This is a genomic window from Thalassospira sp. Z349TD_5 (assembly GCF_056173045.1).
This window is the reverse complement of sequence record NZ_CM149654.1, coordinates 3,554,785-3,580,366: the sequence shown is the minus strand read 5'-3', so window position 1 is coordinate 3,580,366 and position 25,582 is coordinate 3,554,785. Positions and strand designations below refer to the sequence as shown.

The window sequence follows — 25,582 nt, the reverse complement described above, 5'->3', positions numbered from 1 at the left end:
CAGTGACCAATACATTGATTGCGGCCATCCGCCGCACAAACCGCATTATCGCGTTGCTCGTCGGACTCGTTCTGGCGGGCACCGTGATCCTGATTATTGCAGAAATTGTGCTGCGCGAAGTCGGCATATCGCTTGGCGGTGCCGAAGAAATATCAGGATATGTTATGGCAGGCGTTGCCAGTTGGGGGATGTCATATGCTCTGACCGAGCTTGCCCATGTCCGCATTGATTTGATCCGGTTGCGTTTGCAGACACGCGGTCGGGCGTTGCTTGACCTGATTGCGATTGTGGCTTTGGCCGGGGTGGCATCACTTGTTGCGTTTCAATGCTGGCCGGTGCTTGAAAAAACCATCGAACGCGGATCGCGGGCCAATACTACGCTTGAAACGCCCCTTTGGATTCCACAGACGATCTGGCTTTCGGGCTGGATCTGGTTTGCGGTGTCGGCCTGCGTTCTTGTCATCCTGTCATTGGTATTGATGATGCGTCGCGATTTTGATCAGGCCGATGCGCTTGTCGGTGCGCGCTCCGAAGTGGAGCTTGAGACATGATTTTTGCTGTAACCGCATCCCTTTTGGGCTTTTTGGCCTTATCCATCCCGGTCGGGATTGTTCTGTTTCTGCTGGGCATTGGTGTTGACCAGTTCTTTACCCCGTTCCCGCTTTTGCGCGGGCTGGGTCAGGTTGTCTGGTCATCGTCAAACTCATCAACCCTGATCGCCATTCCATTCTTTGTTCTGTTGGGCGAAATTCTGGTGCGTGGCGGGATTGCCGAGAAAACCTATGAGGCGCTGGATAAATGGTTTTCCTGGCTTCCGGGTGGGTTGATCCACGCCAATATCGGCACGGCGACAATGTTTTCGGCAACGTCAGGATCATCGGTGGCCACGGCGGCCACGGTTGCAACGGTGGCGATGCCGCAGGCCGAAAAGCTTGGCTATGATCCAAAACTGTTTTCCGGGGCGATTGCGGCGGGCGGTACACTTGGCATCATGATCCCGCCGTCGATCAATCTGATCGTTTACGGGTTCCTGACCGAAACATCCATTCCACGCCTGTTTTTGGCGGGTTTGGTGCCGGGGCTTGTGATGGCGGTTGCTTTCATGCTGGTCACGGTTGTTCTGTGCAAGATCAAGCCGTCGCTTGGCGGGCAAAGCCGGTCATTTACATGGGCGGAACGTGTCGGAAGCCTGCGACATCTGATCCCGATCCTGATCCTGTTTATCGCGGTGATCGGATCAATCTATGCCGGGTGGGCGACACCGACCGAGTTTGCGGCCATCGGGGTTGTGATTGCCATGTTGATCGCCGCCTTTAACCGGGGTGTTTCCAATGACATGATCAAATTGTGTCTGGTCGGAACCGTTCGGATTACCGCCATGATCATGCTTGTGATCATCGGGGCGTATTTCCTGAACTTTACCCTAACGGCAGCGGGCATGGGACGTGAACTTAAAGACCTTTTGACCGGTCTTAACTTTAGCCCGATGGGCACCCTTATGGTCGTGGTTGCTCTTTATATCGTGCTGGGTTTCTTTATCGAAACCCTGTCACTGATGGTGGCGACCATTCCGATCATTGTGCCGATCATGACCGGCATGGGGTTCGATAAGGTCTGGTTTGGCATTCTTTTGATCGTTCTGATCGAGATGGCGTTGATCACCCCGCCGGTTGGCTTGAACCTTTACGTTGTACAGGGGGCGCGAAAATCCGGACGTCTTTCCGAGGTCATGCTGGGCACGATCCCGTTTGTTTTGGTGATGATGGCGATGATTGTCGGCCTAATCTTCCTGCCGCAACTGGCTTTGTTCCTGCCTGATTACCTTTAGAGGCCGGGCAGGTTCCTTCATCACACTATTTGGCTGACGGGCCGGGAATATCCCGGTCCGGGCCCCTTCATTGTGCCGGCGACCGAAACCGGCACCCCAAAAATTTAAGAATACTGGGACATCAACATGCAGATGACATTCACTCTTGCGGGCACAGAAATCAGTTTTGATATTGCCCATTGCACGGTTGCCGGTTGGACCGGGCGCGATGCGGCGGCCATTCAGCATCACATTGATGAACTGGCCGAAATTGGGGTGAAGCCGCCATCAAGTGTGCCGCTTTATTACCGCACGGCATCGGGCATGGTCACCCAACAGCCAAGCATTGAAGTGGTCGGCAAAGGCACATCGGGCGAGATCGAGCCGTTCCTGATTGCGAACGACGGTGTGCTTTATCTTGGTTTGGCGTCGGATCATACCGACCGTGAACTTGAAGCCCATTCTGTCGCGCTTTCCAAACAGATTTGTGAAAAGCCGGTGGCATCGGAAATCTGGCGGTTTGATGAGGTCAAAGACCATATCGAACAGATTGAAATGCGGTCTTGGGTACAGGAAAAAGATGGCGATGACTGGGTGCTATATCAGGAAGGTACGATTGCCTCGATCCGGCCTTTGACCGACCTTATCGATGGTTCCGGGCTGATGACCACATCAGGTACAGGCAAGGCATCGGTGATGCTGTGTGGCACTCTTGGTGCAAAGGGCGGGGTGCGTCCGGCCCGTCGTTTTAAAATGGCATTGTATGACCCGGTACTTGATCGCACCATCGAGCACGCCTATGACATTAAGGAACTGCCCGAAATCGCCTAAGTCCTTAACTTGGGGCAATTTGGTGAGCAGAGAAAAAACATAACAGGACGGAGGCTGCCTGATGGGGGCGATTATCGACAAGGTCACGGCTGCGCTTGACGTGGTTGATCAGTTGGGCGATCTGGCCGGTAAAATCTTTACCGAGTTTGATCGCGACCGGATTTTACGTGATGCCGAGCTTTGTGAAAAACAGATTTCTGATAATCCCAATTTGCCGCTTGCCGGTAAACTGGTGTCGATCAAGGATCTGTATGACGAAGCTGGTATTGCTACCACGGCGGCATCCGAACTGTTAAAAGGCCGCACCCCGGCAACGCAAGATTGCGATGTTGTCCGGCGGGTGAAGGAAGCCGGGGCGATACCATTTGGGCGCACCACATTAAGCGAATTTGCCTATTCCGGCGTCGGGTTGAACCCGCACTACGGAACACCGGGTAATGTGTTTGACGCCGATGGCATTCCCGGTGGGTCGACGTCGGGCGGTGGTTTGACCGTGGCCCATGGGATAGTTGATTTTGCATTGGGCACCGATACCGGCGGATCAATTCGCATTCCATCGGCAATAAATGGGCTTTACGGGTTTAAACCATCGCGCCTGTCGGTGTCGGGTGACGGCATCCATCCATTGGCAAAAAGCTTTGATACGCCGGGGCCGCTGGCATCGGACCTTGATACTGTGATCACGGTGTTTGAAGTGATGTCGGGTCAGACGGTGATTGATGCGCCGGCAAGTGCCGCAACGTTGCGCATCGGTGTACCGAGCAGTGGCTTTGTCGATGGTCTTGACGGGCGGGTGAAGGCTGATTTCGAGATGGTCTGTGCAAAGTTGCGCGCTGCCGGGCATGAGCTTGTGACACTTGATCTTGGCTTTATCGCCGAAAATGCGATCCTCAACAAAATGCTGGTTTCGGCCGAAGCACATGCCATTTATGGCAAGGACATCGACAAGCTCGAAACATGTGGTGATCCGCGCGTTTTAACACGGATTAAGTTTGCCGAGACGCTGTCAAAAGATGACCTGATTGCTGCCTATGCCAAGCGCACGGATGTAATCGCGCAGTTCGGATCGGCGATGGCAGAGGTCGATGTCATGATCGCCCCGACCTTGCCGATGATGGCACCCAAGATTGCCGAGGCCGAAGCCGACTTTGACAATCTGAATGCGATGATGTTGCGCAATACCGGGTATTTGAACCTTGTTGATGCCTGTGCGATTTCAATTCCGGTCAATGTTGTCGGGCAAACAGTTCCGGCGTCCTTAATGATCGGTGCGCCGCATGGTCATGATAAGGCAGTGTTGAGCGCCGCGCGCCAGATCGATCCGCTTTTTGGCTGATGGGTGCGGTTCTGTGAAACGCACAAAGGCCCGGAATTTCCCGGGCCTTTGTTGTTGGTATTCGTTGTTTGGAAGGCGTTCATTCAGCCTTCGAGCAGGGAGCGCAACATCCAGGCGGTTTTTTCGTGCACTTGAATGCGGGCGGTCAGAAGGTCGGCGGTTGCGTCATCATCCGCGCTGTCGCAAATCGGATAGAGCGAACGCGCAGTTTTGATCAGGGTTTCGTGCCCTGTGATCAGCTGTGCGATCATATCCTTGGCAGCAGGGACGCCTTTTTCTTCCTTGATCGAGGAGAGTTCGGCAAAGGCCGAGAAGCTGGCGGGTGCGAAAGCCCCAAGCGACCGGATACGTTCGGCAACTTCGTCAATTGCGGTTGCCAGTTCGGTGTATTGTCCTTCGAACATGGTGTGCAGGGTCTGGAACATCGGACCCGTTACATTCCAGTGGAAGTTATGGGTTTTCAGATACAGCCCATAGGAATCTGCCAGAACGCGGCCAAGGCCATCGGCGATTTCCGTGCGGTTCGTTTCATTAATACCGATATCAATCTGCATTTGTTATCTCCTTTTATTCGGGGTAGGGGCCCCAAAAAGGGTGGCGACCCGATTTCGTTAGACACAGTATCTGCCTAGTTAAAACTTTATGCCAATCAATCCTGTGATCATTTGTAATAGATCAATTCTATTACAGTATGTGGGGTTATTTGGGGCGGGGTTCGGTTATGTGCGATTGATGGGGTACAGAAATTTTGTATTGATATTTCCGTGCCAACCGTGCAGATGGCTTTTAGGGTTTGTAATGATATCAATAATTTAGTTGTTGGTTGCCCCGATTTGACCATAATTCGCCCCGAAATGGCCTAATGCGACCTATTTTCCCGCCTTGTTTATCGGCCAAATTCATAACTGTCAGCCGAGGACGCGGTCAGCAAAATCTGTCCCCCCTCATAATGCTGGATCGCTTATTTTTCAGGCTTTTCCCCCGTCTGAAAATTCCGCGGCTGATCGGTCTCCCCAAGACCATGATGACCCCGAATAAGTTGGGGCGGGTTTATCCCGCCCCCTTTTTTTGTGTTGGTCGCAAATTTGGCACTGGCAATGCCGTGCCGTAATTCGCCGTAATTCGCCCGAAAATGGTCACGGATGGCCGATTTTTGAGCCGCATTTCGCGGGCATATTCACAATTGTCAGATGCGTAAACATCGATGCGGTGCCCTCCCTCACTAGCATCGGACCCGTAAAAAGCTGTCCCCACAGCGATTGCACCCCACGGGTAAGGCAGCGCATCTGATCGGTCTCCCCAAGACCATCTGTCCCCAAGTCCGGGCGAGCTTAGGCTCCCCGGACTTTTATTTTGTCCGGGGCATGGTATTGCGGTTGCGGTAATGAGGTCTCAAGGGGGTGCAGGTTTTGGGGCTATGACGGGCTGGCGATGCTAAGCACAGGCGTTGGGGCTGCGCGGCCACGCACGATCACGTCGCCACAGGGCGTCCAGTCGGATCCTTCGCACAGATCACCACAGGCACGATGGGTTTCCCTGGTCGCAAGGACGTAGCTGCCATATTGCTTGTTGAGCTGTTCAAGGCGGGCGGCAATATTGACGTTGTCGCCATGCACGGTAAATGTCAGGTGGTTTTCGGCACCGATTGCCCCAACGATGATCTCGCCCGTGTTAATCCCGCATCTGGTTTTGATTTTTGCGCCGTGGCAGAAGGTATGTGATTGCGCAATTTCCTGAATGGCCAGAGCGGTGCGGACTGCGTTGGCGGCATGATCGGGATCGGATGTGATCGCGTTGAAGGTGATCAACATTGCATCGCCTTCAAACTGGGTAATGATCCCGCCGAACCTGTCGATGACCGCACTGGTCTGTGTGAAATACTCATTTAACAGTCTGGCGAGCTCCTTTGGGCTCAGTTGTTCTGATATGGTTGAAAAGCCTTCGATGTCGGTAAACATCACCGTTGCTGTGACAGCATCGCCTTCGCCGGGTTTGATTTGATGTTCCGCACGGGTGATGCGGTCGGCAATTTCAGGTGACACAAACCGTGAAAGATCCTTGGCGGCAATTTCATCGGTAATGGCCCGGATAAAAGACCGTTGGGCGCGCAGTACCGCAATGGCCAGCACCCCCGATACCAGAACAATGGCGATGATTTTATCGACCTCTGCCCCGATGAGAATCGAGTTTGATGTCAGGTAGGTCACATAATCGCGCGTGATCATGCTTTTTCCGCCCTCGCTCCAGATCACATAAAGGGCCAGGGTCAACCAGCCAAAGGCGGCCGCCCCACCGGCAATCAGGATGTAGCGTGGATCGAAACGCAGGCTGCGCAGGGTAATAAAGATGAAGACGTAAATCATTGTCGGCGCTTTGAGGTAAAAGCTGGCAGGTTGCATGTACTGGATATGGAAGCTCCAGATCAGGACCATCAAAAGCCCGATGTCGGCAATGACCGATACCGTCAAGAACCAGTGTGGCAGTGCGATGCGATATGACAGGATCAGGCGGGCAAAGGTAAACAGGAAATACAGCGACAAGGCCCATGGCACGGGATGAAAGCCCTTGTTCATGGCGCTGGTCGGGGCAAAGGCATAGAGGCTGGCGAATATCGTCACCAATAAAAGCTGTACCCAGCCGATCAGCTTTTCGCTGTCACGCTGCTGGTGTTCGATGGCGATCAGGACGCGTTCGGGCAGGTGCGCATTTACCGGTTTGCCAAACAGAAACGCCCAAAGTGTGCTTTTCATAACCAACTGTTTCCTGACACGCAGACGTCACTGTCAAACCGATTGCATATGCACGATAGCCGCCATGGACGGTCCGTTGTGATCATAGTGCGAGGTTGCGATGATTTTGCCAAGTCATCGGGTGATGACATCGGATCACGCTTGCGTGGCAGATGCGAGAGTATTTGGGAAAAAGACAAAAAAAAGCCGGGCATATTAAATGCCCGGCAAGTTTATCAGGGAGGCTTCACGTCTGGGAGACGTAGGACCCCTCTCGGGGCCCTGGGTATGCCGGGCAGGGCGCCCGGCAAAGACCGAAATTCGGTCAGGGAGAAAACTCTGTACCACGCTGCGGTGTGTACCGCTGTGGTTCGAGGAGCAAGATAGCGTTTTTGACGGGAATGACCACTGACAAATTGCTTTTCCAGCCATGCAAAATCTGCATAAATAGAAAATTGCTCGGTATTTCAGTGTAAGTTATTGTAAATATTGTAATATTAGGTGGATTTGAACTTCACGAGTTGTTTGTTTGCATAAACAGGCTGCAGATTTATTGTGCAGGAGCAAAAAAAATGCCGGTAGCAGGGGGGGCTACCGGCAAGATCAACAGGGAGGCTTGTGTCTGGGAGACACAAGGAATCTGGGGGAGATTCCTATGCCAGATATCGTTCTGGCAGACGGATCATCAAATGATCAGGATAAGGTCGGAGCAATTTCGCTTTTGCGTATGCTCACAACCTATGATGCAAATATAAGAATGCTTACCTGTGATTTAAAGTCTAATAATGTCAAACCAACCATGCGTCTAATGCATGGCGAAGAAACGTCAATAATTTGAAGGAATTATGACAAGTTAGAGGCGGTGAAGATTGTTAAAGGCCGCCTTGATTCCGGTTTAAATCGCCGCAATGGATGGATGAAGGGGAATGATATCTATGGTTGGGTGCTGATTGTCGCAGATCAATTGAACTATGCGGAAATGTGTGCTCGTGAACCGGTTTTTTTGACCGGAAAAATGGATCTATCGGGTGGCGAAAGATCAAGAAAATACGCCATTTCAATTAGATACGCTGGGGATAATCTAAGCTTATCGTACAGATGTGCTTTTAGGTGTGCCATGTTGATAGCGCATGGACAAACGGCCCGGCAAAGGTCGGGCCGTGACGATTGTACTGCGTTCAGTGAAGCTTACGGCAATATGCGCTAGGCGGTGTTTACATTCATTGACAACATTTGAGCGCGGCGACGAGGTTCAGGAAGCCCAGATAGTTTCTGGCGAGTTTGTCGTAGCGGGTTGCAATACGCCTGAAGTTTTTGATTTTGCTGAAGAAACGTTCAATCATGTTGCGCTCTTTGTAGAGTTCTCGGTCGAAAGGCCTCCATTGTGCTGTTGTGGTTCGACGGGGTACGACAGGTTTTGCTCCGGTCGTGGCGATAGCGTTCATGGCGCGTTGACCGTCATAACCTTTGTCCGCTAGCACATAATTTGCCTTGAAACCCTCAAGAAGACCTTCGGTCTGGGTGATGTCGTTACGCTCTCCTCCCGTCAGGATGAAGCGTACTGGATTGCCCAAGGCATCGGTGGCGGCATGGACTTTGGTACTCAGTCCGCCTTTGGACCGTCCCAGAGCGTGAGCTTCAAACCGACCTTCGGATTGATCGCTTTTTTTGGGGCACCTGCGCTGTGCTGGTGGGCGCGCACGATGGTGCTGTCGATGAGGATATACTCAAAGTCGGCGTCATCGCTCAACGCTTTGAAAAGGTTCTCCCAAACCCCTTTGCGACACCAGCGATTGAAACGCTGGTAGACCGTGTGCCAGCGGCCAAACTCCTTGGGCAGAACACGCCAATGGGCACCAGAGCGCGCCAGCCACAGGACCGCCTCCACGAACAGGCGATTATCCTGCCCCGTACGTCCGGGTCTGTTGCTTTGCCCGGTAACAGTGGAGCCATCCGATCCCAAAGCGCATCACTTAGTTCCTGTCGATCCATTCATGCTGACCTCCATACAGCCAGAATCTTGAATCATATTCTCGGCTAAATGGGAATCCTGAATGTAAACACCGCCTAGTCAGAAGATGCTTTGTTGGCCGCTGCCGCAGCAGCTGCCGCGGCCTTGACCTTGCCTTTGTTGATTTCTTCAATCAGGAAGTCACGGAACACCGCGATACGTTTGGAATGACGCAGTTCTTCGGGATAGACGAAGTAGGCGTCAAAACTTGGCCCTTCGAGTTCGGGCAAGATGCGCACCAGATTGCTGGTTGCGGGCAGCAGGTAGTCGGGCAGGGCCGAAATGCCAAGGCCAGACTCGGTCGCGCGGAAAATGCCGTAGATGTTGTTCAGCTTGAGTATAGGCCGCATGTCAGGCTTGAACTGTTGGGCGGTTGCCATCATCCAGTTCACATTTGACACCGGCGGGCGGGCGTCCGCACCATAAATGATCAGGCGGTGATCTTTAAGATCTTCGGGTGTTTTGGGGATGCCGTATTGTTTGATGTATTCGGGCGATGCAAACACATGGTAGCGCAACGTCATCAACTGGCGCTGTACAAGGTCGGCTTGCCGGGGCGGCTGCATGCGGATCGCGACGTCAGCTTCGCGCATGGCAAGGTCGAGTTCCTCGTCATTGAGCACAAGCGACAGTTCAATTTCTGGATAGCGTTCAAGAAATTCGTTAATGCGCGGTGTCAGCCAGGTCGAGCCAAAGGCAACCGTGGTGGTTACTTTCAGCGGGCCGCTTGGCCGTTCCTTGGATTCACGGATGCGGGCTTCTGCCATCGAAAGTTTGGCAAACACATCATGTGCCGTGCGATACAGAAGTTCACCCTGTTCCGTCAGGATAAGGCCACGTGCATGGCGATGGAACAATGGAACCTTTACGCTTTCTTCAAGCGCACTGATCTGTCGGCTGACAGCCGATTGGCTCAGATTAAGATTTTCCCCCGCATGGGTGAAGCTTCCAGCTTCCGCAACAGCGTGAAATACACGCAGCTTGTCCCAGTCCATAGACCTGCTCCTAGATGTCACTGCCGCACGGTCGCTGCGCCAGTCCCCTGATAATAGTTCTCTTCTTTTATGGGCAATTTGGTTTCAACACTGTTAAGTGCCTCACACAAACCGCCCAAGCACATGATTATTAATTCAATATGAGGCCTGTGACGTTTTCTGCAAGCAGGCATTTTCCAATACCGCTATTTTCAAACGGCGCGATTCTTGTGAAAAGTCAGGTAATTGGCGGGATCGGACCCGAAACAGGCACATGAAAAAGGGGATGCAAAAATGCATCCCCTTTGGTGTTTTCTGGATCATTTTGTTTATGACGGTGGCACAGGATGCCCATCACGCCAAAACCGAAAAGATCAGCTTTCTTGTTCAGCAATGAACTTTTCAGCTTCAAGGGCAGCCATGCAGCCCATGCCCGCAGCCGTCACGGCCTGACGGTAAACCTTGTCGGTGACGTCGCCTGCGGCAAAAACACCGGCAAGGTTGGTTGCCGTGCTGCCCGGATTGACGAGGATATAGTTTTCGTGATCCATGGTGACCTGCCCCTTAAAGACCGCCGTTGCCGGATCGTGACCGATGGCAACAAAGAAGCCGTCGGCCGGGATGTCGGTGGTTTCGTTGGTTTTGATGTTGCGGACACGCACCCCTTCAACACCATCCATCGGGCCATCGCCACCCAGAATGTCATCAACAACACTGTCCCAGACCACATCGATCTTTTCGTGTTTAAGCAAACGGTCCTGCAGCATTTTTTCTGCACGCAGTTCATCACGGCGGTGGATCAGGGTAACCTTCGAGCAGATGCCAGCAAGATACAGGGCTTCTTCGACCGCGGTGTTGCCCCCCCCGACAACCGTGACCGGCTTATTGCGATAGAAGAACCCATCACAGGTCGCACAGGCAGAAACGCCGCGCCCATTGAATTTTTCTTCGCCCGGCAGGCCCAGCCAGCGGGCCTGAGCCCCGGTTGAGATAATGATGGTTTCGGCAATGTAAACATCGCCAGAATCACCTTTGCAGACGAACGGGCGTTTGGAAAAATCGACTTCGGTGATCAGGTCGTGCGCCATTTTGGTGCCGACATGTTCAGCCTGTGCCTTCATCTGATCCATCAGCCACGGACCTTGAATAACATCGGCAAAGCCCGGATAGTTTTCAACGTCGGTTGTGATCGTCAACTGTCCACCGGGTTGCAGGCCCATCACCATCATGGGTTCAAGGTTGGCACGTGCAGCATAGATCGCCGCAGTGTATCCGGCAGGGCCGGAGCCAATGATAAGGACTTTGGTCTGATGTTCTTGGGCCATGTTCTTTGTATTCGTCCGAGCTGAATGAAAACTGGCCTCGAACATATTGACTGACCGCGCAAGACGCAACAGCTTCGCACAAAGTTTGCATGCTGTTGTCGCAGATTTTTAGGGCGTGAAATTTTACGTTTTTGACGGGGCGTTTGCCAAGCATGGCCAAGACCCTGAGACCTTAGGGCAAAAAGACAATAAAAATCGGAATCTACGGCATTTTCAGTTACGGCATCCAAGCACAAGATTGCATTCTTGATCGGAATATATTATTGCCAGCATCGGGCCTCGCTGTAATATTGTTTCGTACGAGGTCAGTTTAGCGCACAGAATCGAGGAATAAATGCAACGGGTCAAACTCGACAAGATCGACCGCAGAATTCTGCGCGATCTACAGGAAGATGGCCGCATGACCAATGTGGAACTTGCACGTCGCGCAGGTATCTCGGCCCCGCCCTGTTTACGTCGTGTACGTGCGCTGGAAGAAACTGGTTTCATTCAGGGCTATCACGCCGATGTTGATGCCCAGGCACTTGGCTATAATGTCACGGTGTTTGCGATGGTTGGTTTGGCAAGTCAGGCTGAACATGACTTGCGTGCGTTCGAAGCCCGTGCGGCTGCGTGGCCAGAAGTGCGTGAATGTCACATGGTTGCCGGTGAAATGGATTTCCTTCTTAAGATCGTTTCACACAGCTGGGACGAATATCAGAAATTCCTGACGACGCAGCTGACCGTTGCTGAGAACGTCAATCATGTCAAATCGGCTCTGTCGATTCGAACGGCCAAAAATATGCCCGGCGTGCCGATCGATATTGAAGCTGAAGACTGACACCTTTTCCAGCGTAAAGCCGACATTTGATCAAACCCTATGTGCCATGTGGCAGGTCGGGTTTTTCGCATGGTGTGTTGCGATCCGTCCTATCCGAGCGGTGAATTATCTACGCGGCCTGTCGATTTTCTTATCGCGTGTTATTTCAGTCGGAATTTTCATTGTCTCTTGCTGTCATCCTTTGGTCTCCTAGACGATTGAGCTATCCTTTAGAATGATATGCCTCAAAGTATCTGACCGCCATCCCATATAAAATTTGCGATGCATCGCGATCTCATGGTGCTCCAAACCGGATATCTCATCGTAAGGCTTATACCAATGGTGAGATGGCAATCCTATTTACGTGCATAAGCTTTAAAATATTAAACGCAGGGATGAATTATTACTTGTGTTGGCGCTTGTAGACGATTACATAAAACGTAACTATACAAAGGTGGTTATATTTATATTTAAGGATAGTAATTGAGCGCGTTCAAAGCCCATCAATATAAAGAAATCGCGCAAACGGCTGATGAAGATGGTTGGCAGGGATTTTGGCCGACCATGCTGTTTGCTCTTATGGGGGTGATTGCGCTGGTTGTTTTATCTTATCGACCGCCAACCAACGGCGAGGGGGTTGGAATGGTTTTTCCGCTTTCAATGTCTGAAGACGAAATCCTGGCGCAAGTCGGTGCCGCAGGTGGCCGGGTTGTGCGTTTTGGCGGGTTTGGCCATATGGCCGTTGTCTTTCGGGATGATGGCAAAACTGCCGAGGCCGATCAGTTCGGCGCGCTTTTTACACTTTCACCGCTGGTTCTATCTGCTTGTTTTGAAACAGACGACACCCCTGAACAATTCTGATTGGTGGATACCGAGAACATGGAAAAACTCCTCGAAATTCGTTCCCGTGCGCTTAAGGCCCTGTTTGTCATCCTTGTGATCCATATTCCGCTGAGTGGTGTCGCCGGATATTTTGCCAGTAATGATGCGATTTCGCCGCTGATCGCCAGTGCGGTATTTGCGATTGTAGCATATGGCGTTTATCGCTTTGCCGGGGCGCAGGCCCAGATTTCGCGCTTTATTGTGTCGTCTGCGATGATCTTGCAGGTTGGTGTGCTTGTATATGCGTTCCGCGGCCATTACTGGCAGATCGATGTTCACATGTATTTCTTTGCCGCTCTTGCCGTGCTTGGTGCGCTGGTGTGCTGGCGAACGATTGTGGTTGTGGCTGGCGTTATCGCGCTGCATCACCTGATCTTGAACTTCGCGGTTCCCTATTGGGTGTTCCCGGAAGGTGGGCAATTCTTACGTGTCATCTTGCATGCCGTGGTTGTGATTGTCGAAGCCGGGGTTCTGATTTGGTCCTGCCGTAGCCTGTATACGACACTGTCGCACGCCGAAACGGCGCGTCGCGAGGCGGTCGAGGCTGCTAATGCGGCTGAGGAACTCCTCAAACAGAATGAACAGTTGCGTCAGCAACGTGCTGTGGAGCGTGAACGGTTCACAAACGAACTTGCCGAGCAGATCCGTACCATGATTGGCAAATCAGCGTCGTCGGTTGATAACGAGTCTGTTCAACTACAAAAGCGTGCCCAGTATGTGAGTGACCGGGCAAACGTCGGGCGTGAGGCCTCAAAAGGGGCGGTTCACGCATCCGAGGAAACATCCCAAAATGTTCAGTCTGCAGCGTCTGCTGTTGAAGAAATCAACACATCCGCAGATGAGATTTCGCGTCAGATTGACCGTGCACGTGACATTACAACCAACGCGGTTGCCCGTTCGTTGACGGCAAGTGAACGGATCGAATGGCTGTCAAAAGCCGCCGAGAAAATTGGCGAAGTGGTCAGCCTGATTACCGATATCGCATCCCAGACCAACCTTCTGGCCCTGAATGCTACGATTGAGGCGGCCCGTGCGGGGGATGCCGGTAAAGGCTTTGCCGTTGTCGCCAATGAGGTCAAGAATCTTGCCAATCAAACGGCACGTGCAACCGATGAAATCGCGCAGCAGATTTCTGAAATTCAGGCCGCAACCGGTGATTCTGTTTCTGCAGTTCAGGGTGTTTCGGAATCCATTGGTGACATGGTTGAGGTGACGACAACCATTTCATCAACAATGGAACAACAACAAGCGGCAACGCTTGAGATTGCGCAAAGCCTTAATGTGACGGTTGATGCCACCCGTGATCTGGCCAATTTGATCCAGCAGCTTTCAGCGGTGTCTGAGGAAACCGGTGAAACAGCGACGGAACTTCTTGGCAGTGCCGATCATCTGGGCACGGAAGCCACCGAGCTTAATCGTAACCTCGAAACCCTGCTGGAACGTTTGGCCCGCAGCCAGTAAATCGACCGATATTTGGTATCTTCAAGTGACAAAAGCCGGGAAGTTTCCCGGCTTTTTTGAAGATATCAGAGCAAAACATCAAACAATACTAGCCCGCAAGACGAGTTAAGGCATCACCATCAATCTCATACTGCAATGCGCCGGAGTTACGTGCGCCCAGTCGTTCATAGAAACGAAGCGCCCCGTCATTGCGTTGAAGCACAGACCACCACATTGAAACATAGCCATGCTTGGTTGCGTGATTGCTCATGGTGGTCATGAGCTTATGCCCGACTTTTTCCGAGCGCATGTTCGGCGTGACATAAAGTTCGGTCATCCATAGGCCCAGTTTCGAGATGTCCGGGTTGTAGAAAGGTTGAAACACCGCCTGTCCGACCGGGGTTTGGCCGTGCCATGCGATCAGGCTTTTGATCAGCGCATGTTCACCAAACATCATGTCATGGATGCTGTCCGTGCTGTGGGGCGGATTGTCGTAATCCATTTCAACATGCAGGGCATTGGACATATCTGCGACATGGGCGCAATCGTCAGGGATTGCTAAGCGGATGGTGATCTGGGCTGTCATGGCATTCATCCGGAATTTCTGTGTTTGATGAAATGAAGGCATAAAAAAAACGGCCCGCTTTGATGACGGGCCGTTTTCGCATTGAAAGTTTTTTCAATCAGGCGAAGTTGACCTTCAAAATTTCATAGCTCTTGGTGCCGCCGGGAACGATCACCTCGACAGAATCACCAACCGACTTGCCAATCAGCGAACGCCCAATCGGGGACGTTGTTGAAATACGACCGGCATTGATGTCAGCCTCAATCGGGCCAACAATCTGATAGGTGGTTTCTTCGTCGGTGTTCTCGTTCAACAAGTTCAACCGTTGCCCCGAATTTAACGACGGAACCGGCAAGTGACGGTACATCGATAACTTCGGACCGGCTCAGGACATCTTCCAGCTCGGCAATACGACCTTCGCAGAAACTTTGGCGTTCGCGGGCAGCGTGATATTCGGCATTTTCCGAAAGATCACCATGCTCGCGCGCTTCCGCGATTGCCTTGATGATTTCAAGACGTTCAACGGATTTGCGGTGCTTCAGTTCTTCTTCGAGGCGCTGATGCCCTTGCGGGGTCATTGGTACTTTTTCCATCGCGCTCACAGCCTATTCTTAATTGCGGTCGATACTACAAAATCAACCGCCCGGCATTTACCGCCGGGCGGTCTAAACTCTTTGGTCGGATTCGGTTAAGAACCTCAGTATTTGTCCCCAAGATATTCCTGAAGCGCGCGAACATCAAGTGCTCCGCGTTTCAGGTTGTCGATGGCACGCAAAGTGGCGCGTGCACCGGCGACTGTGGTGTAGTACGGAATATCGTCAGTAAGAGCTGTGCGGCGGATCGAGAAACTGTTGACCACGGCCTGTTTACTCTCTGTGGTGTTGAATACCAAGTTGATATCACCGTTCTTCATCATGTCGACAACATGAGGACGTCCTTCCTGTACCTTATTGACCGGGGTGACGTCCAGCCCTTCTTTTTCAAGAGCTTCTGCTGTGCCATGGGTGGCAACCACACCAAAGCCAAGCGCAATCGCATCGCGTGCGAGTTGAACTGCGGCCGGTTTGTCATGGTTTTTGACCGAGATGAAAACGTTGCCTTTAAGCGGCAAGGTATGGCCCGCCGCCATTTGTGCCTTGGCAAAGGCGCGGCCAAAATCGGTATCAAGGCCCATGACCTCGCCGGTCGAACGCATTTCCGGGCCAAGCAAGGTATCAACGCCGGGGAAGCGGTTGAACGGAAGGACCGCTTCCTTGACCGCGATGTGTTTGAACGGACCCGGATCGATGTCAAAGTCGCCGAGTTTTTCACCGGCCATGATCCGTGCGCCGATTTTGGCAATCGGGTTGCCGGTGGCCTTGGCAACGAACGGAACCGTACGCGATGCACGCGGATTGACTTCGATCAGATAGATCTCGTCATCCTTGATCGCGAACTGAACATTCATCAGACCGACAACATCAAGCGCCTTGGCCAGTTGAACAGTCTGTGCTTTCAGGCGGTCGATCATGGCCTCATCAAGCGAATAGGGCGGCAGGGAACAGGCCGAGTCACCGGAATGAATACCGGCTTCTTCGATGTGTTGCATGATCCCGGCAACAAAGACGTTTTCGCCGTCCGATACCGCGTCGGCATCAATTTCAATCGCGTCTTGCAAGAAGCTATCGATCAAAACCGGGCTTTTGCCCGATACCTGAACCGCTTCGTGCATATAGCGCAGAAGGTCTTCGGTGGTATGAACGATTTCCATCGCACGACCGCCCAGCACATAAGACGGGCGGATCACAATCGGATAACCGATGCTTTCGGCAATTTTGACGGCTTCATCAACCGAACGGGCAATGCCGTTGGCCGGCTGTTTCAGGCCAAGTTTGTTGATCAGTTCCTGGAACCGGTCACGGTCTTCGGCAAGGTCGATGCTGTCCGGGCTGGTGCCAAGGATCGGAATGCCAGCCTTTTCAAGAGCAGCAGACAGTTTAAGCGGGGTCTGTCCGCCATACTGAACAATCACGCCAAGCAATTCGCCGTTGGTCTGTTCAAGCTGGCACAGCTCAATCACGTCTTCGGCGGTCAGTGGTTCGAAATACAGACGATCTGATGTGTCATAGTCGGTTGAAACCGTTTCCGGGTTGCAGTTGACCATGATCGCTTCGATCCCGGTTTCGCGCAGCGCATAGGCCGCATGAACACAGCAGTAATCAAACTCGATGCCCTGACCGATACGGTTCGGGCCACCACCAAGAATGATGACTTTCTTACGATCAGTGATTTCGGCTTCGTTTTCAGGTTCAAAGAACCCGTCACCTTCGTACATTGAGTACATGTAGGACGTGCGCGACGGGAATTCTGCCGCGCAGGTATCAATGCGTTTATACACCGGGCGCAGGCCAAGGGCCTGACGATCTGCGCGCACATCGTCTTCTTCGCGGCCGACCAGTTCGGCCAGACGCGCGTCCGAGAAACCAAGCTTTTTAAGACGCAGCAGGTTCTGTTTGTCTTTCGGGATGCCGTTGGCGCGAACGTTTTCTTCTTCGGTGACCAGCATTTCGATCTGACGCAGGTACCAAGGGTCAAACTTGGTCGCCGACTGAATTTCAGCCAAGGTCATGCCGTGACGGAACGCTTGTGCTGCGTAAAGGATACGGAACGGGATTGGCTGGGTCAGTTTGGCGCGGATCGCGGCTTTGTCCGGTGCATCTTCGATTTTGACTTCGTTCAGGCCGGTCAAGCCGGTTTCCATCGAACGAAGACCTTTCTGAAGGCTTTCGGCAAAGCTGCCACCGATTGACATGGCTTCGCCAACTGATTTCATCGCGGTCCCCAAAAGCGCCTGTGCGCCCGGGAATTTTTCAAACGTGAAGCGCGGGATTTTGGTGACGACATAATCGATGGTCGGCTCGAAGGATGCCGGGGTGACACCGGTAATATCGTTATCAAGCTCATCAAGGGTGTAGCCAACGGCAAGCTTGGCAGCAATTTTGGCAATCGGGAAACCAGTTGCCTTGGACGCCAATGCCGATGAACGCGACACACGCGGGTTCATTTCAATGACGATCAGACGGCCATCATCAGGATTAACCGCGAACTGAACGTTCGAGCCGCCGGTATCAACACCGATTTCACGCAGTACCGCCAAGGAGGCATCACGCATGATCTGGTATTCTTTGTCGGTCAGGGTCAATGCCGGGGCGACAGTGATCGAGTCTCCGGTGTGAATGCCCATCGGATCGACGTTTTCAATCGAACAGATGATGATGCAGTTATCCGCGTGGTCGCGCACAACTTCCATCTCATATTCTTTCCAGCCCAGAATGGACTCTTCGATCAGGACCGTATGGGTCGGCGAAATCGCCAGGCCGTTGCGCACGATCTGTTCGAACTCTTCGCGGTTATAGGCAATGCCGCCACCTTCACCGCCAAGGGTAAAGCTTGGACGAATGATCGCCGGAAGACCGGTGGTTTCAAGGGCTATGACCGCTTCTTCAAACGTACGAACCATGGCCGAACGCGCACTTTCAAGGCCGATCTTGTCCATGGCTTCGCGGAACAGCTGACGGTCTTCGGCCTTTTCAATGACGTGCTTTTTCGCACCGATCATTTCAACGCCGTATTTTTCAAGCGTGCCATCATCATGCAGGGCAAGTGCGGTGTTCAGGGCCGTCTGGCCACCCATGGTCGGCAAAAGAACGTCAGGGCGTTCTTTTGCAATGATCTTGGCGACCATGGCCGGGGTGATTGGCTCGATATATGTCGCATCGGCAAGGTTCGGGTCGGTCATGATGGTCGCAGGGTTCGAGTTGACCAGAATGACGCGATACCCTTCTTCCTTCAGCGCCTTACAGGCCTGAGCACCGGAATAGTCGAACTCGCAAGCCTGACCGATAACAATCGGGCCAGCACCGATGATGAGAATGGATTTAATGTCTGTACGTTTCGGCATGTCTTTTTCCGCTTTTCGCAGGGCGGGGCGCGTCTGCTGCACCGCCTCGTTTAAGTCCGTTAATCGGTTATCTTGGGGCGTATCCCGTCATCGGGATTTCGCGTCCTCGATCAGACCAACGAAACGTTTGAACAGGTAGTGGCTATCATGCGGTCCCGGGGATGCTTCGGGGTGGTACTGAACCGCAAAGATCGGTTTGTCTTTAACGCGCAAGCCCGCAAGCGATCCGTCAAACAGCGAGAAGTGCGTTGCTTCGACGTGGTCAGGCAGGCTGTCTTTATCAACAACAAAGCCGTGGTTCTGGGATGTGATTTCGACAACACCGGTGGTGGTGTCCTTGACCGGGTGGTTCGCACCACGATGGCCAACATCCATTTTTTGCGTCTTGGCGCCAAGGGCCAGCGCCATCATCTGATGACCAAGGCAGATGCCAAAGACCGGCTTGCCGCTGTCCATCAATTTTTGAATCGTCGGAACGGCATATGTACCGGTTGCGGCCGGATCACCCGGACCGTTTGACAGGAACACCCCATCGGGGTTCATTGCCAGAATGTCCTCGGCCGAGGTGTCTGCCGGAACGACCGATACCTTACAGTCAAGGGCGGCGAGGTTGCGCAGAATGTTACGCTTTACACCGTAATCAACGGCAACCACATGGTGCTTGGCATTGCCAAGTGCGCCGTAGCCGCCTTCGCGGGTCCAAAGGGTTTCATCCCATTCGTACCCAGCGTCACAGCTGTTGTCCTTGGCAAGGTCCATCCCCTCAAGGCCCGGCCACTCGTTGGCCATGGCGATCAGGGCCGGGATATCAAACGTGCCTTCGGGGTTGTGGCAAATCACCCCGTTGGGGGCACCTTCATTTCGGATGCGCTTGGTTAGGCGGCGCGTATCAACGCCAGCAATCCCGATCCGACCATGTTCGGTCAGCCAGTCGTTGAAATGTTTCTGTGCGCGATAGTTTGACGGTTCGGTGATGTCCTGGCGCAGGATGCAGCCAAGGGCAACCGGTGTGGCCTTTTCGATGTCTTCATCGTTGGTGCCGACATTACCGATGTGGGGGAAAGTAAAGGTGATCATCTGACCGGCATAAGACGGGTCGGTCATGATTTCCTGATAGCCCGTGATCGAGGTGTTGAAGCAGACTTCACCGACGACCTCTCCTCGGGCACCGACGCCGCGTCCCCAAAATACTGAACCATCTGCAAGAACCAGAACGGCGGAAGCACCAGGAGGCGGGGTGTGCGTGGGGGATGACATTGGCAAATGTCCTTTCGATCTTTCCACGGTGAGACACGGAGTCTTTATATATATAATAATTTCACGCAAGCCGACTCAAACGGCTGCTTTTAACCCGCATACCGGACATGCAGACGTGCCAAGTGTTTTCCAGCATGGATGACTACGCGTTTTGGTTGCGCCAGTCGGGTGTGCTGAAAGCGGGGCGAAGCTTAATCCCGGTAGGCAAATTGGCGGATGTCTACGGGAACGAGGCGGGCCTGTCAAGGACGCATCTAAACTTTTATTTCTCTAGGAAAATCAACGGTTTGAGGTGCGCGGTTTTCTTTGCCTCGGATGGTGTTTTGCGCTATGTTCGCTCCTTTGTTCCACAGAATCAGAGATGAGCCATGCTGCGATCGCAGCTTACTGACGCTTTGAAAAAGGCCGTCCTTGCGAAGGATGCCTGCTCCGTAACCACCGTGCGCCTTATTCTGGCAGCACTTAAGGAACGCGATATCGCAGCACGGGGCGAGGGGAATACCGATGGTATTTCCGACGATGATATCGTCATTCTGCTTCAGGCGATGGTAAAACAGCGCCGCGAAAGCATCGAAATGTACACCAAGGGCAATCGCCCGGAATTGGCAGAACAGGAAGCGTCCGAAATCGCAGTGATTGAAACGTTCCTGCCCAAACAGCTTTCCGATGAAGAAATCGAAGACGCTGTGCGCGGTGCCGTTTCCGATCTTGGCGCGACCTGCCTTAAGGACATGGGCCGGACCATGGCTGTTCTGCGTGAACAGTACAGCGGCACCATGGATTTCGGCAAAGCTGGTGGCGTTGCTAAAAAACTTCTGGGTTAACGCCAAGAAGCCTATTTAAATGGAAGCCGGGCGTGTAAAATCGTCCGGCTTTCGTCGTCTCAGGCCTGTCATTGGTACAACAATAAAAAGCAGTCTGGGCCAGGATTATCACCATTGGTGCGTATGATCGCACCAGCATCACGGGATCGGGACAATCATGAGCTTTCCCCAGTCGTTTCTGGACGACCTGCGGGCACGGGTCGATTTGGCGGATGTCGTCGGATCGTCTGTGAAGCTGATCAAGCGTGGCCGGGAATATTCCGGGCTATGTCCGTTCCATTCTGAAAAATCTCCCTCCTTTACGGTCAACGACCAAAAAGGTTTCTATCACTGCTTTGGCTGTGGCGCGCATGGCGATGTCATCAGCTTTGTGATGAATACCCGTGGTTTGACCTTTGTCGAGGCGGTCGAGGTGCTGGCCAATCAGGTTGGCATGGATGTGCCAAAACCATCACGCGAAGCCCAGGAACGCGAACAAAAAGCCAAAACCCTGTATGAGGTGATGGAAGTCGCCTGTGTGTTCTTTGAACGCATGTTGCGCATGCCCGAAGGCAAAGAAGGGCTGGAATATTTCCGCCGACGCGGTCTGGATGACAAAACCATTGCCGATTTCCGTCTGGGGTTTGCGCCCGATAATCGTGGGGCGCTGAAGGCAGCACTCAAGCGCGAAGAGATCGACGAAAAGCTGATGATCGAAGCTGGCCTTCTGATCGAACCCGAAGATAGCGGGCGACAAAGCTATGACCGGTTCCGTGGCCGGGTGATGTTTCCCATCCTGGATCGCCGGGGCCGTGTTGTGGCGTTTGGCGGACGGGTGATGGGGGATGGCAAGCCAAAATACCTTAACAGTCCGGATACGCCGCTGTTTCATAAGGGGCGGTTGTTGTATGGCCTGCCGCAGGCGCGCGAAGCATCGCAGAACGATGCACCCATTATCGTGACCGAAGGTTACATGGATGTCATTGCCCTGCACCGGGCGGGATATCGCGGGGCCGTCGCCCCACTCGGCACAGCGGTCACCGAAGAACAAATCGGCGAACTTTGGAAAATGACCAACGAGCCGGTGATGTGTCTTGACGGTGATGCGGCGGGCAAACGGGCGGCTGTGCGTGCCGCAGAACGCGCACTGCCGATCCTGCGCCCCGGTAAGTCACTGGTGTTTTCCATCCTGCCCGAAGGCGAAGATCCTGATACCATGATGGCAGCCCCCGACGGGTTTGCGACGTTCCAGAAAATTATTGATGCGGCAGTTCCCTTGGCCGAGTTGATCTGGCGCATGGAGTTGTCGGGCCGCAAGATTGATACCCCCGAACGGCGTGCCGCCCTTGAGGCCGACCTTCATCAGCGTATTTCCGTAATTGCCGATGACGCGGTTAAATCGCAGTACCGATCCATGTTTAATGATCGCACATGGAAATTGTTTAAGGGCGAGAAGCCCGGAAAACCCGCCGGTCGTGGTGGTTATGGCGGCGGATTTTCGGGCGGCTCGGCAGGCGGTTATCAAAATAAAAAACCGGGCCGGGCTGGCAAACGCGGGAAAAATGACCATTTCTGGGGTCCGGCCGGTAAAGCGGTGCCGGGGATGTCGCGTCCACCCATGCAAAAGAAGCGTGACCTGCAAGACTCGATCCTGCTGGTGACGCTGATCAACCATCCTCATCTGCATGATGAGGTCGGTGAACAGCTCGGAATCTATAGTTGTGCAAACTCCGAGCTTGACAATCTTCGTCGGGCCGTCTTAAAGCTGCTTGATGATGATCCTGGACTTGATTCTGATACGATCAAGGCCCAATTGAAGCGCGACGGGCTGTCAGAGACAGTTTTGCGGGTGGTTAGTGCGGATATTATAGCGCACGCTGCTTTCGCCAAGTCCGAAACGCCGCTTGAACGGGCCCGAACGGGTTGGAAACAGGTTTTTTCCATGGCTGTAAGCTCCCTGGAGGACGAAGAGGCAAAATACGCCGTCCGACAGTTGGCAGCAGATACCAGCGAGGAAGAATGGGAGAGGTTTTCTCACAGACGTGAGGATCTCGCTCGTCGCCGGGAGAAAGTGTTTAAGCTCGACGACTGATCTTTGGGTGCGGTGCACGCCGGATCAGCGATCGGGCTATTTGTGATTTGCGCTGAGAATACAGTGCTTGGGACAACAACGGTACAGAACATGTACCCAGCGGGAAACGGGGAATAGATGTCGTCTAAGACTTCGAACGCTGAAGAGAAAAAGAACTCTTCTGAAAACGCAGACGGACCTCTTCTCGATACATATAAGTCGGCCATCAAAAAGCTCATTGCCAAGGGCAAAGAGAAAGGCCACATCTCGGTCGATGAACTGAATGCGGCTTTGCCGTCAGAGCATTTCTCGTCGGAACAGATCGAAGACGTGATGAGCAATCTCAATGAGATGGGCATCAATGTCATCGATGGTGACGATTCAGATGATAACGACAGCGAGGAAGCAGAAGCTGATCCGCGTGGTAATATCTCTGAAGACGATGTGGGCCGTACCGATGATCCGGTGCGTATGTATCTGCGCGAGATGGGTAGTGTCGAATTGCTCTCGCGCGAAGGCGAAATCGCCATTGCCAAACGTATCGAGGCCGGTCGTGACATGATGATTGGCGGGATTTGCGAATCCCCGCTGACCATTCGTGCGATTGTCAATTGGCATGACCAGCTCCAGGCTGGTGAACTTTTGCTGCGTGACGTCATTGACCTTGAGACCACCTATGGCGGTGGCCCGGATGCGGAAATTGCCGCACAGGAAAGTGACGGCGAAGAAGCCGATGCCGAGGAAGTCGATCCGGAAGCAGATGTCGAAAGTTTCGACAGTGCCAATGACGACGACGATGATGAGGCCGAAACCGAAACCCCGCACACCATTGGTGAAGAGGAAGAGGAGGACGACGAAGACGAGTCCGAGACTTCTGAGAAATCCGATGATGATGACGAGGAAGAAGAACAGGCTCAGGGCCCGCGCGACAGCGATGAAGACGATGACGAGAACGAGCAGGTCAATGTCTCTCTTTCCAAAATGGAAGAAGAACTGACCGAGCAGGTTCTTGAGAAGTTTGAGCTGATTGCGAAGACCTACGAGAAACTCCATAAAGCCCAGGAACAGCGTCTTGTCGCGCACAATAAGGGCGAGGCCGTGCCGGCCGCGACCGAAAAGCGTTACAACAAGCTTAAGAACGAGATGGTCGATCTGATGGAAGATGTTCATCTGAACAACTTCCGGATTGAAGAGCTTCTTGATCACCTGACCGGATTGAATAACCGTTTGCTCGGCCTTGAAGGTAAGCTTCTGCGCTTTGCCGACCGCTGCAAAATCAAGCGTCCTGATTTCGTTAAACAGTATCAGGGCAACGAGCTTGACCCGAACTGGATGGAACGTGTTTCGGGCCTGCCGGGCAAGGGCTGGAAAGCTTTTATCGAACGCTATCCTGATGAAATTGCCAACCTGCGCGAAGGCATCGGTGGTGTTTCCGCCGAAGTTGGTTTGCCGATTGGTGAATTCCGCCGCGTTTATGGCGTGGTTAACAAGGGTGAACGCGAAGCAGGCCGTGCAAAGAAAGAGATGATCGAGGCCAACCTGCGTCTTGTGATCTCGATTGCCAAAAAATACACCAACCGTGGCCTTCAGTTCCTCGACCTTATTCAGGAAGGCAATATCGGCCTGATGAAGGCGGTCGATAAGTTTGAATACCGCCGTGGGTATAAATTCTCGACCTATGCGACCTGGTGGATCCGTCAGGCGATCACGCGCTCTATTGCTGATCAGGCCCGAACCATCCGTATTCCGGTACACATGATAGAGACCATCAACAAACTGGTTCGGACCTCGCGCCAGATGTTGCATGAAATCGGCCGTGAACCGACCCCCGAAGAGCTGGCTGAAAAACTTCAGATGCCGCTTGAAAAGGTTCGCAAGGTTCTGAAAATTGCCAAAGAACCGATCTCGCTCGAAACCCCGATCGGGGACGAGGAAGACAGCCACCTTGGCGATTTCATCGAGGACAAAAACGCTGTTCAACCGCTTGATGCGGCGATCCAGGCCAACCTGCGTGAAACCACCACGCGGGTTCTGGCGTCCCTCACCCCGCGTGAAGAACGTGTTCTGAGGATGCGTTTCGGGATTGGTATGAACACCGACCATACACTTGAAGAGGTTGGTCAGCAGTTCTCTGTGACCCGCGAACGTATTCGTCAGATCGAAGCAAAAGCGCTGCGGAAGCTCAAACATCCGTCACGCTCACGCAAATTGCGTTCGTTCCTCGATTATTAAGAAATAACACGACGTTCGGGCTTGACCTTGGCCCGAAAATCGCTAGTTTTCGGGACCGCACCAGTGATCTGGTGCGGTCTTTTCTATATCCCATCTTGTTTCTTGGGGGCCCGTAGCTCAATTGGTTAGAGCCGACCGCTCATAACGGTCTGGTTGGGGGTTCAAGTCCCTCCGGGCCTACCAGGGATAAATAATCATTGTCACGTGCCACATAAGTTGTCATTTGTGCCACAAAAGATGACATTCGTGCCAAGAAGTTGACAACGACTTCGCTGTGCGACAGCCCCGAAGCATTCTTAATGCTATCCTCCCGCCTTAGCGATACCGTTTCTTGAGATAGTGTTTGATGCGCTTCAAACCAGCTCGCACCTGCATGGAGTAATTCGATTTCATGCTCGCCTGAGCGTGAAATGCTGAACTTCTTCAGTTGCTTTCGCCCCTCTCCCGTCGAGTCCTTCTGTCTGCAAACCGGAATCGGTGGGTTCACGGTCTGCCTATCACACAAATTTCCAGTAGACGGAAAGGTATGGTTAGGTCGAGTAAAGCTCTAGGTTGAGCTGTAATTCAAAAAGAGTGCGAT

The 25,582-nt window shown here is 53.0% G+C and carries 18 protein-coding genes, 1 tRNA gene and 2 pseudogenes; 12 read left to right on the top strand and 9 right to left on the bottom strand.

What is annotated here, in order from left to right; translation table 11 throughout:
* Positions 1 to 2 precede the first annotated feature (2 nt).
* The 4 genes from AC0VXT_RS16460 to AC0VXT_RS16445 all read left to right on the top strand — a co-directional run bounded on the left by AC0VXT_RS16460 (position 3) and on the right by AC0VXT_RS16445 (position 3,974).
* Positions 3 to 551, top strand: a complete 549-nt coding sequence (locus AC0VXT_RS16460; RefSeq protein ID WP_475546285.1) for a TRAP transporter small permease subunit — start codon at positions 3 to 5, stop codon at positions 549 to 551.
* On the top strand, positions 548 to 1,828 hold the full coding sequence (locus tag AC0VXT_RS16455) for a TRAP transporter large permease (RefSeq protein ID WP_475546284.1): 1,281 nt from the start codon (positions 548 to 550) through the stop codon (positions 1,826 to 1,828). Before AC0VXT_RS16460 ends, AC0VXT_RS16455 begins: the two co-directional genes overlap by 4 nt.
* A gap of 126 nt (positions 1,829 to 1,954) precedes the next feature.
* On the top strand, positions 1,955 to 2,638 hold the full coding sequence (locus AC0VXT_RS16450) for a DUF2848 domain-containing protein (protein WP_475546283.1): 684 nt from the start codon (positions 1,955 to 1,957) through the stop codon (positions 2,636 to 2,638).
* A gap of 61 nt (positions 2,639 to 2,699) precedes the next feature.
* Positions 2,700 to 3,974, top strand: a complete 1,275-nt coding sequence (locus AC0VXT_RS16445; RefSeq protein ID WP_475546282.1) for an amidase — start codon at positions 2,700 to 2,702, stop codon at positions 3,972 to 3,974.
* A gap of 83 nt (positions 3,975 to 4,057) precedes the next feature.
* On the opposite strand, the gene AC0VXT_RS16440 is transcribed toward AC0VXT_RS16445, so the two are convergent.
* On the bottom strand, positions 4,058 to 4,528 hold the full coding sequence (locus AC0VXT_RS16440) for a Dps family protein (protein WP_475546281.1): 471 nt from the start codon (positions 4,526 to 4,528) through the stop codon (positions 4,058 to 4,060).
* 861 nt (positions 4,529 to 5,389) lie between these two features.
* Positions 5,390 to 6,724, bottom strand: coding sequence for an adenylate/guanylate cyclase domain-containing protein (locus tag AC0VXT_RS16435; protein WP_475546280.1), 1,335 nt, complete (start codon positions 6,722 to 6,724; stop codon positions 5,390 to 5,392).
* Between the two features lie 634 nt (positions 6,725 to 7,358).
* On the opposite strand from AC0VXT_RS16435, the gene AC0VXT_RS16430 reads away from it, so the two are divergent.
* On the top strand, positions 7,359 to 7,541 hold the full coding sequence (locus AC0VXT_RS16430) for a hypothetical protein (protein WP_147250352.1): 183 nt from the start codon (positions 7,359 to 7,361) through the stop codon (positions 7,539 to 7,541).
* A 382-nt stretch (positions 7,542 to 7,923) separates the two neighbouring features.
* On the opposite strand, the pseudogene AC0VXT_RS16425 reads toward AC0VXT_RS16430, so the two are convergent.
* The 3 genes and pseudogenes from AC0VXT_RS16425 to trxB form a co-directional block, all read right to left on the bottom strand.
* Positions 7,924 to 8,695: pseudogene (locus AC0VXT_RS16425) on the bottom strand (IS5 family transposase).
* A gap of 75 nt (positions 8,696 to 8,770) precedes the next feature.
* A complete protein-coding gene (locus tag AC0VXT_RS16420; protein WP_022731293.1) occupies positions 8,771 to 9,709 on the bottom strand; it encodes a LysR family transcriptional regulator in 939 nt (312 codons plus the stop codon).
* A 353-nt stretch (positions 9,710 to 10,062) separates the two neighbouring features.
* A complete protein-coding gene (trxB, locus tag AC0VXT_RS16415; RefSeq protein ID WP_475546279.1) occupies positions 10,063 to 11,013 on the bottom strand; it encodes a thioredoxin-disulfide reductase in 951 nt (316 codons plus the stop codon).
* Between the two features lie 334 nt (positions 11,014 to 11,347).
* Here trxB and AC0VXT_RS16410 point away from each other — a divergent pair, with 334 nt between their 5' ends.
* The 3 genes from AC0VXT_RS16410 to AC0VXT_RS16400 all read left to right on the top strand — a co-directional run bounded on the left by AC0VXT_RS16410 (position 11,348) and on the right by AC0VXT_RS16400 (position 14,155).
* Complete coding sequence (locus AC0VXT_RS16410) at positions 11,348 to 11,833, top strand: Lrp/AsnC family transcriptional regulator (protein WP_022731296.1); 486 nt, start codon at positions 11,348 to 11,350, stop codon at positions 11,831 to 11,833.
* A gap of 462 nt (positions 11,834 to 12,295) precedes the next feature.
* Entirely contained in the window at positions 12,296 to 12,673 is a 378-nt protein-coding gene (locus AC0VXT_RS16405) for a hypothetical protein (RefSeq protein ID WP_475546278.1), read from the top strand.
* Between the two features lie 18 nt (positions 12,674 to 12,691).
* Positions 12,692 to 14,155: a methyl-accepting chemotaxis protein gene (locus AC0VXT_RS16400; protein WP_475546277.1), complete on the top strand. Its 1,464-nt coding sequence runs from the start codon at positions 12,692 to 12,694 to the stop codon at positions 14,153 to 14,155.
* Positions 14,156 to 14,243: 88 nt separating this feature from the next.
* Here the strand turns inward: AC0VXT_RS16400 and AC0VXT_RS16395 are convergent, their stop codons facing one another.
* The 4 genes and pseudogenes from AC0VXT_RS16395 to carA all read right to left on the bottom strand — a co-directional run bounded on the left by AC0VXT_RS16395 (position 14,244) and on the right by carA (position 19,896).
* Positions 14,244 to 14,720: an N-acetyltransferase family protein gene (locus AC0VXT_RS16395; RefSeq protein WP_475546276.1), complete on the bottom strand. Its 477-nt coding sequence runs from the start codon at positions 14,718 to 14,720 to the stop codon at positions 14,244 to 14,246.
* Between the two features lie 97 nt (positions 14,721 to 14,817).
* Positions 14,818 to 15,292: pseudogene (gene greA / locus AC0VXT_RS16390) on the bottom strand (transcription elongation factor GreA).
* Between the two features lie 104 nt (positions 15,293 to 15,396).
* Positions 15,397 to 18,639 (bottom strand): carbamoyl-phosphate synthase large subunit, encoded by a 3,243-nt coding sequence (carB, locus tag AC0VXT_RS16385; RefSeq protein WP_475546275.1) that lies wholly within the window; start codon positions 18,637 to 18,639, stop codon positions 15,397 to 15,399.
* 87 nt (positions 18,640 to 18,726) lie between these two features.
* The gene (gene carA, locus AC0VXT_RS16380) at positions 18,727 to 19,896 is read right to left on the bottom strand and encodes a glutamine-hydrolyzing carbamoyl-phosphate synthase small subunit (RefSeq protein WP_475546274.1); all 1,170 of its coding nucleotides are present in this window, start codon (positions 19,894 to 19,896) and stop codon (positions 18,727 to 18,729) included.
* 368 nt (positions 19,897 to 20,264) lie between these two features.
* On the opposite strand from carA, the gene AC0VXT_RS16375 reads away from it, so the two are divergent.
* The 4 genes from AC0VXT_RS16375 (at position 20,265) to AC0VXT_RS16360 (ending at position 25,185) form a co-directional block, all read left to right on the top strand.
* Positions 20,265 to 20,720 (top strand): GatB/YqeY domain-containing protein, encoded by a 456-nt coding sequence (locus AC0VXT_RS16375; protein WP_022731302.1) that lies wholly within the window; start codon positions 20,265 to 20,267, stop codon positions 20,718 to 20,720.
* Between the two features lie 157 nt (positions 20,721 to 20,877).
* Positions 20,878 to 22,791, top strand: a complete 1,914-nt coding sequence (dnaG, locus tag AC0VXT_RS16370; RefSeq protein WP_475546273.1) for a DNA primase — start codon at positions 20,878 to 20,880, stop codon at positions 22,789 to 22,791.
* A 117-nt stretch (positions 22,792 to 22,908) separates the two neighbouring features.
* On the top strand, positions 22,909 to 25,002 hold the full coding sequence (rpoD, locus tag AC0VXT_RS16365; protein WP_022731304.1) for an RNA polymerase sigma factor RpoD: 2,094 nt from the start codon (positions 22,909 to 22,911) through the stop codon (positions 25,000 to 25,002).
* 106 nt (positions 25,003 to 25,108) lie between these two features.
* A tRNA-Ile gene (locus AC0VXT_RS16360) sits at positions 25,109 to 25,185 on the top strand.
* Positions 25,186 to 25,582 lie beyond the last annotated feature (397 nt).

Excerpts from the sequence above, each read along its gene's own strand:
- AC0VXT_RS16455 (WP_475546284.1), top strand. The coding sequence starts at position 548 with ATGATTTTTGCTGTAACCGCATCCCTTTTGGGCTTTTTGGCCTTATCC.
- AC0VXT_RS16450 (WP_475546283.1), top strand. The coding sequence starts at position 1,955 with ATGCAGATGACATTCACTCTTGCGGGCACAGAAATCAGTTTTGATATT.
- AC0VXT_RS16445 (WP_475546282.1), top strand. The coding sequence starts at position 2,700 with ATGGGGGCGATTATCGACAAGGTCACGGCTGCGCTTGACGTGGTTGAT.
- AC0VXT_RS16440 (WP_475546281.1), bottom strand. The coding sequence starts at position 4,528 with ATGCAGATTGATATCGGTATTAATGAAACGAACCGCACGGAAATCGCC.
- AC0VXT_RS16435 (WP_475546280.1), bottom strand. The coding sequence starts at position 6,724 with ATGAAAAGCACACTTTGGGCGTTTCTGTTTGGCAAACCGGTAAATGCG.
- AC0VXT_RS16430 (WP_147250352.1), top strand. The coding sequence starts at position 7,359 with ATGCCAGATATCGTTCTGGCAGACGGATCATCAAATGATCAGGATAAG.
- AC0VXT_RS16420 (WP_022731293.1), bottom strand. The coding sequence starts at position 9,709 with ATGGACTGGGACAAGCTGCGTGTATTTCACGCTGTTGCGGAAGCTGGA.
- trxB (WP_475546279.1), bottom strand. The coding sequence starts at position 11,013 with ATGGCCCAAGAACATCAGACCAAAGTCCTTATCATTGGCTCCGGCCCT.
- AC0VXT_RS16410 (WP_022731296.1), top strand. The coding sequence starts at position 11,348 with ATGCAACGGGTCAAACTCGACAAGATCGACCGCAGAATTCTGCGCGAT.
- AC0VXT_RS16400 (WP_475546277.1), top strand. The coding sequence starts at position 12,692 with ATGGAAAAACTCCTCGAAATTCGTTCCCGTGCGCTTAAGGCCCTGTTT.
- AC0VXT_RS16395 (WP_475546276.1), bottom strand. The coding sequence starts at position 14,720 with ATGACAGCCCAGATCACCATCCGCTTAGCAATCCCTGACGATTGCGCC.
- carB (WP_475546275.1), bottom strand. The coding sequence starts at position 18,639 with ATGCCGAAACGTACAGACATTAAATCCATTCTCATCATCGGTGCTGGC.
- carA (WP_475546274.1), bottom strand. The coding sequence starts at position 19,896 with ATGTCATCCCCCACGCACACCCCGCCTCCTGGTGCTTCCGCCGTTCTG.
- AC0VXT_RS16375 (WP_022731302.1), top strand. The coding sequence starts at position 20,265 with ATGCTGCGATCGCAGCTTACTGACGCTTTGAAAAAGGCCGTCCTTGCG.
- dnaG (WP_475546273.1), top strand. The coding sequence starts at position 20,878 with ATGAGCTTTCCCCAGTCGTTTCTGGACGACCTGCGGGCACGGGTCGAT.
- rpoD (WP_022731304.1), top strand. The coding sequence starts at position 22,909 with ATGTCGTCTAAGACTTCGAACGCTGAAGAGAAAAAGAACTCTTCTGAA.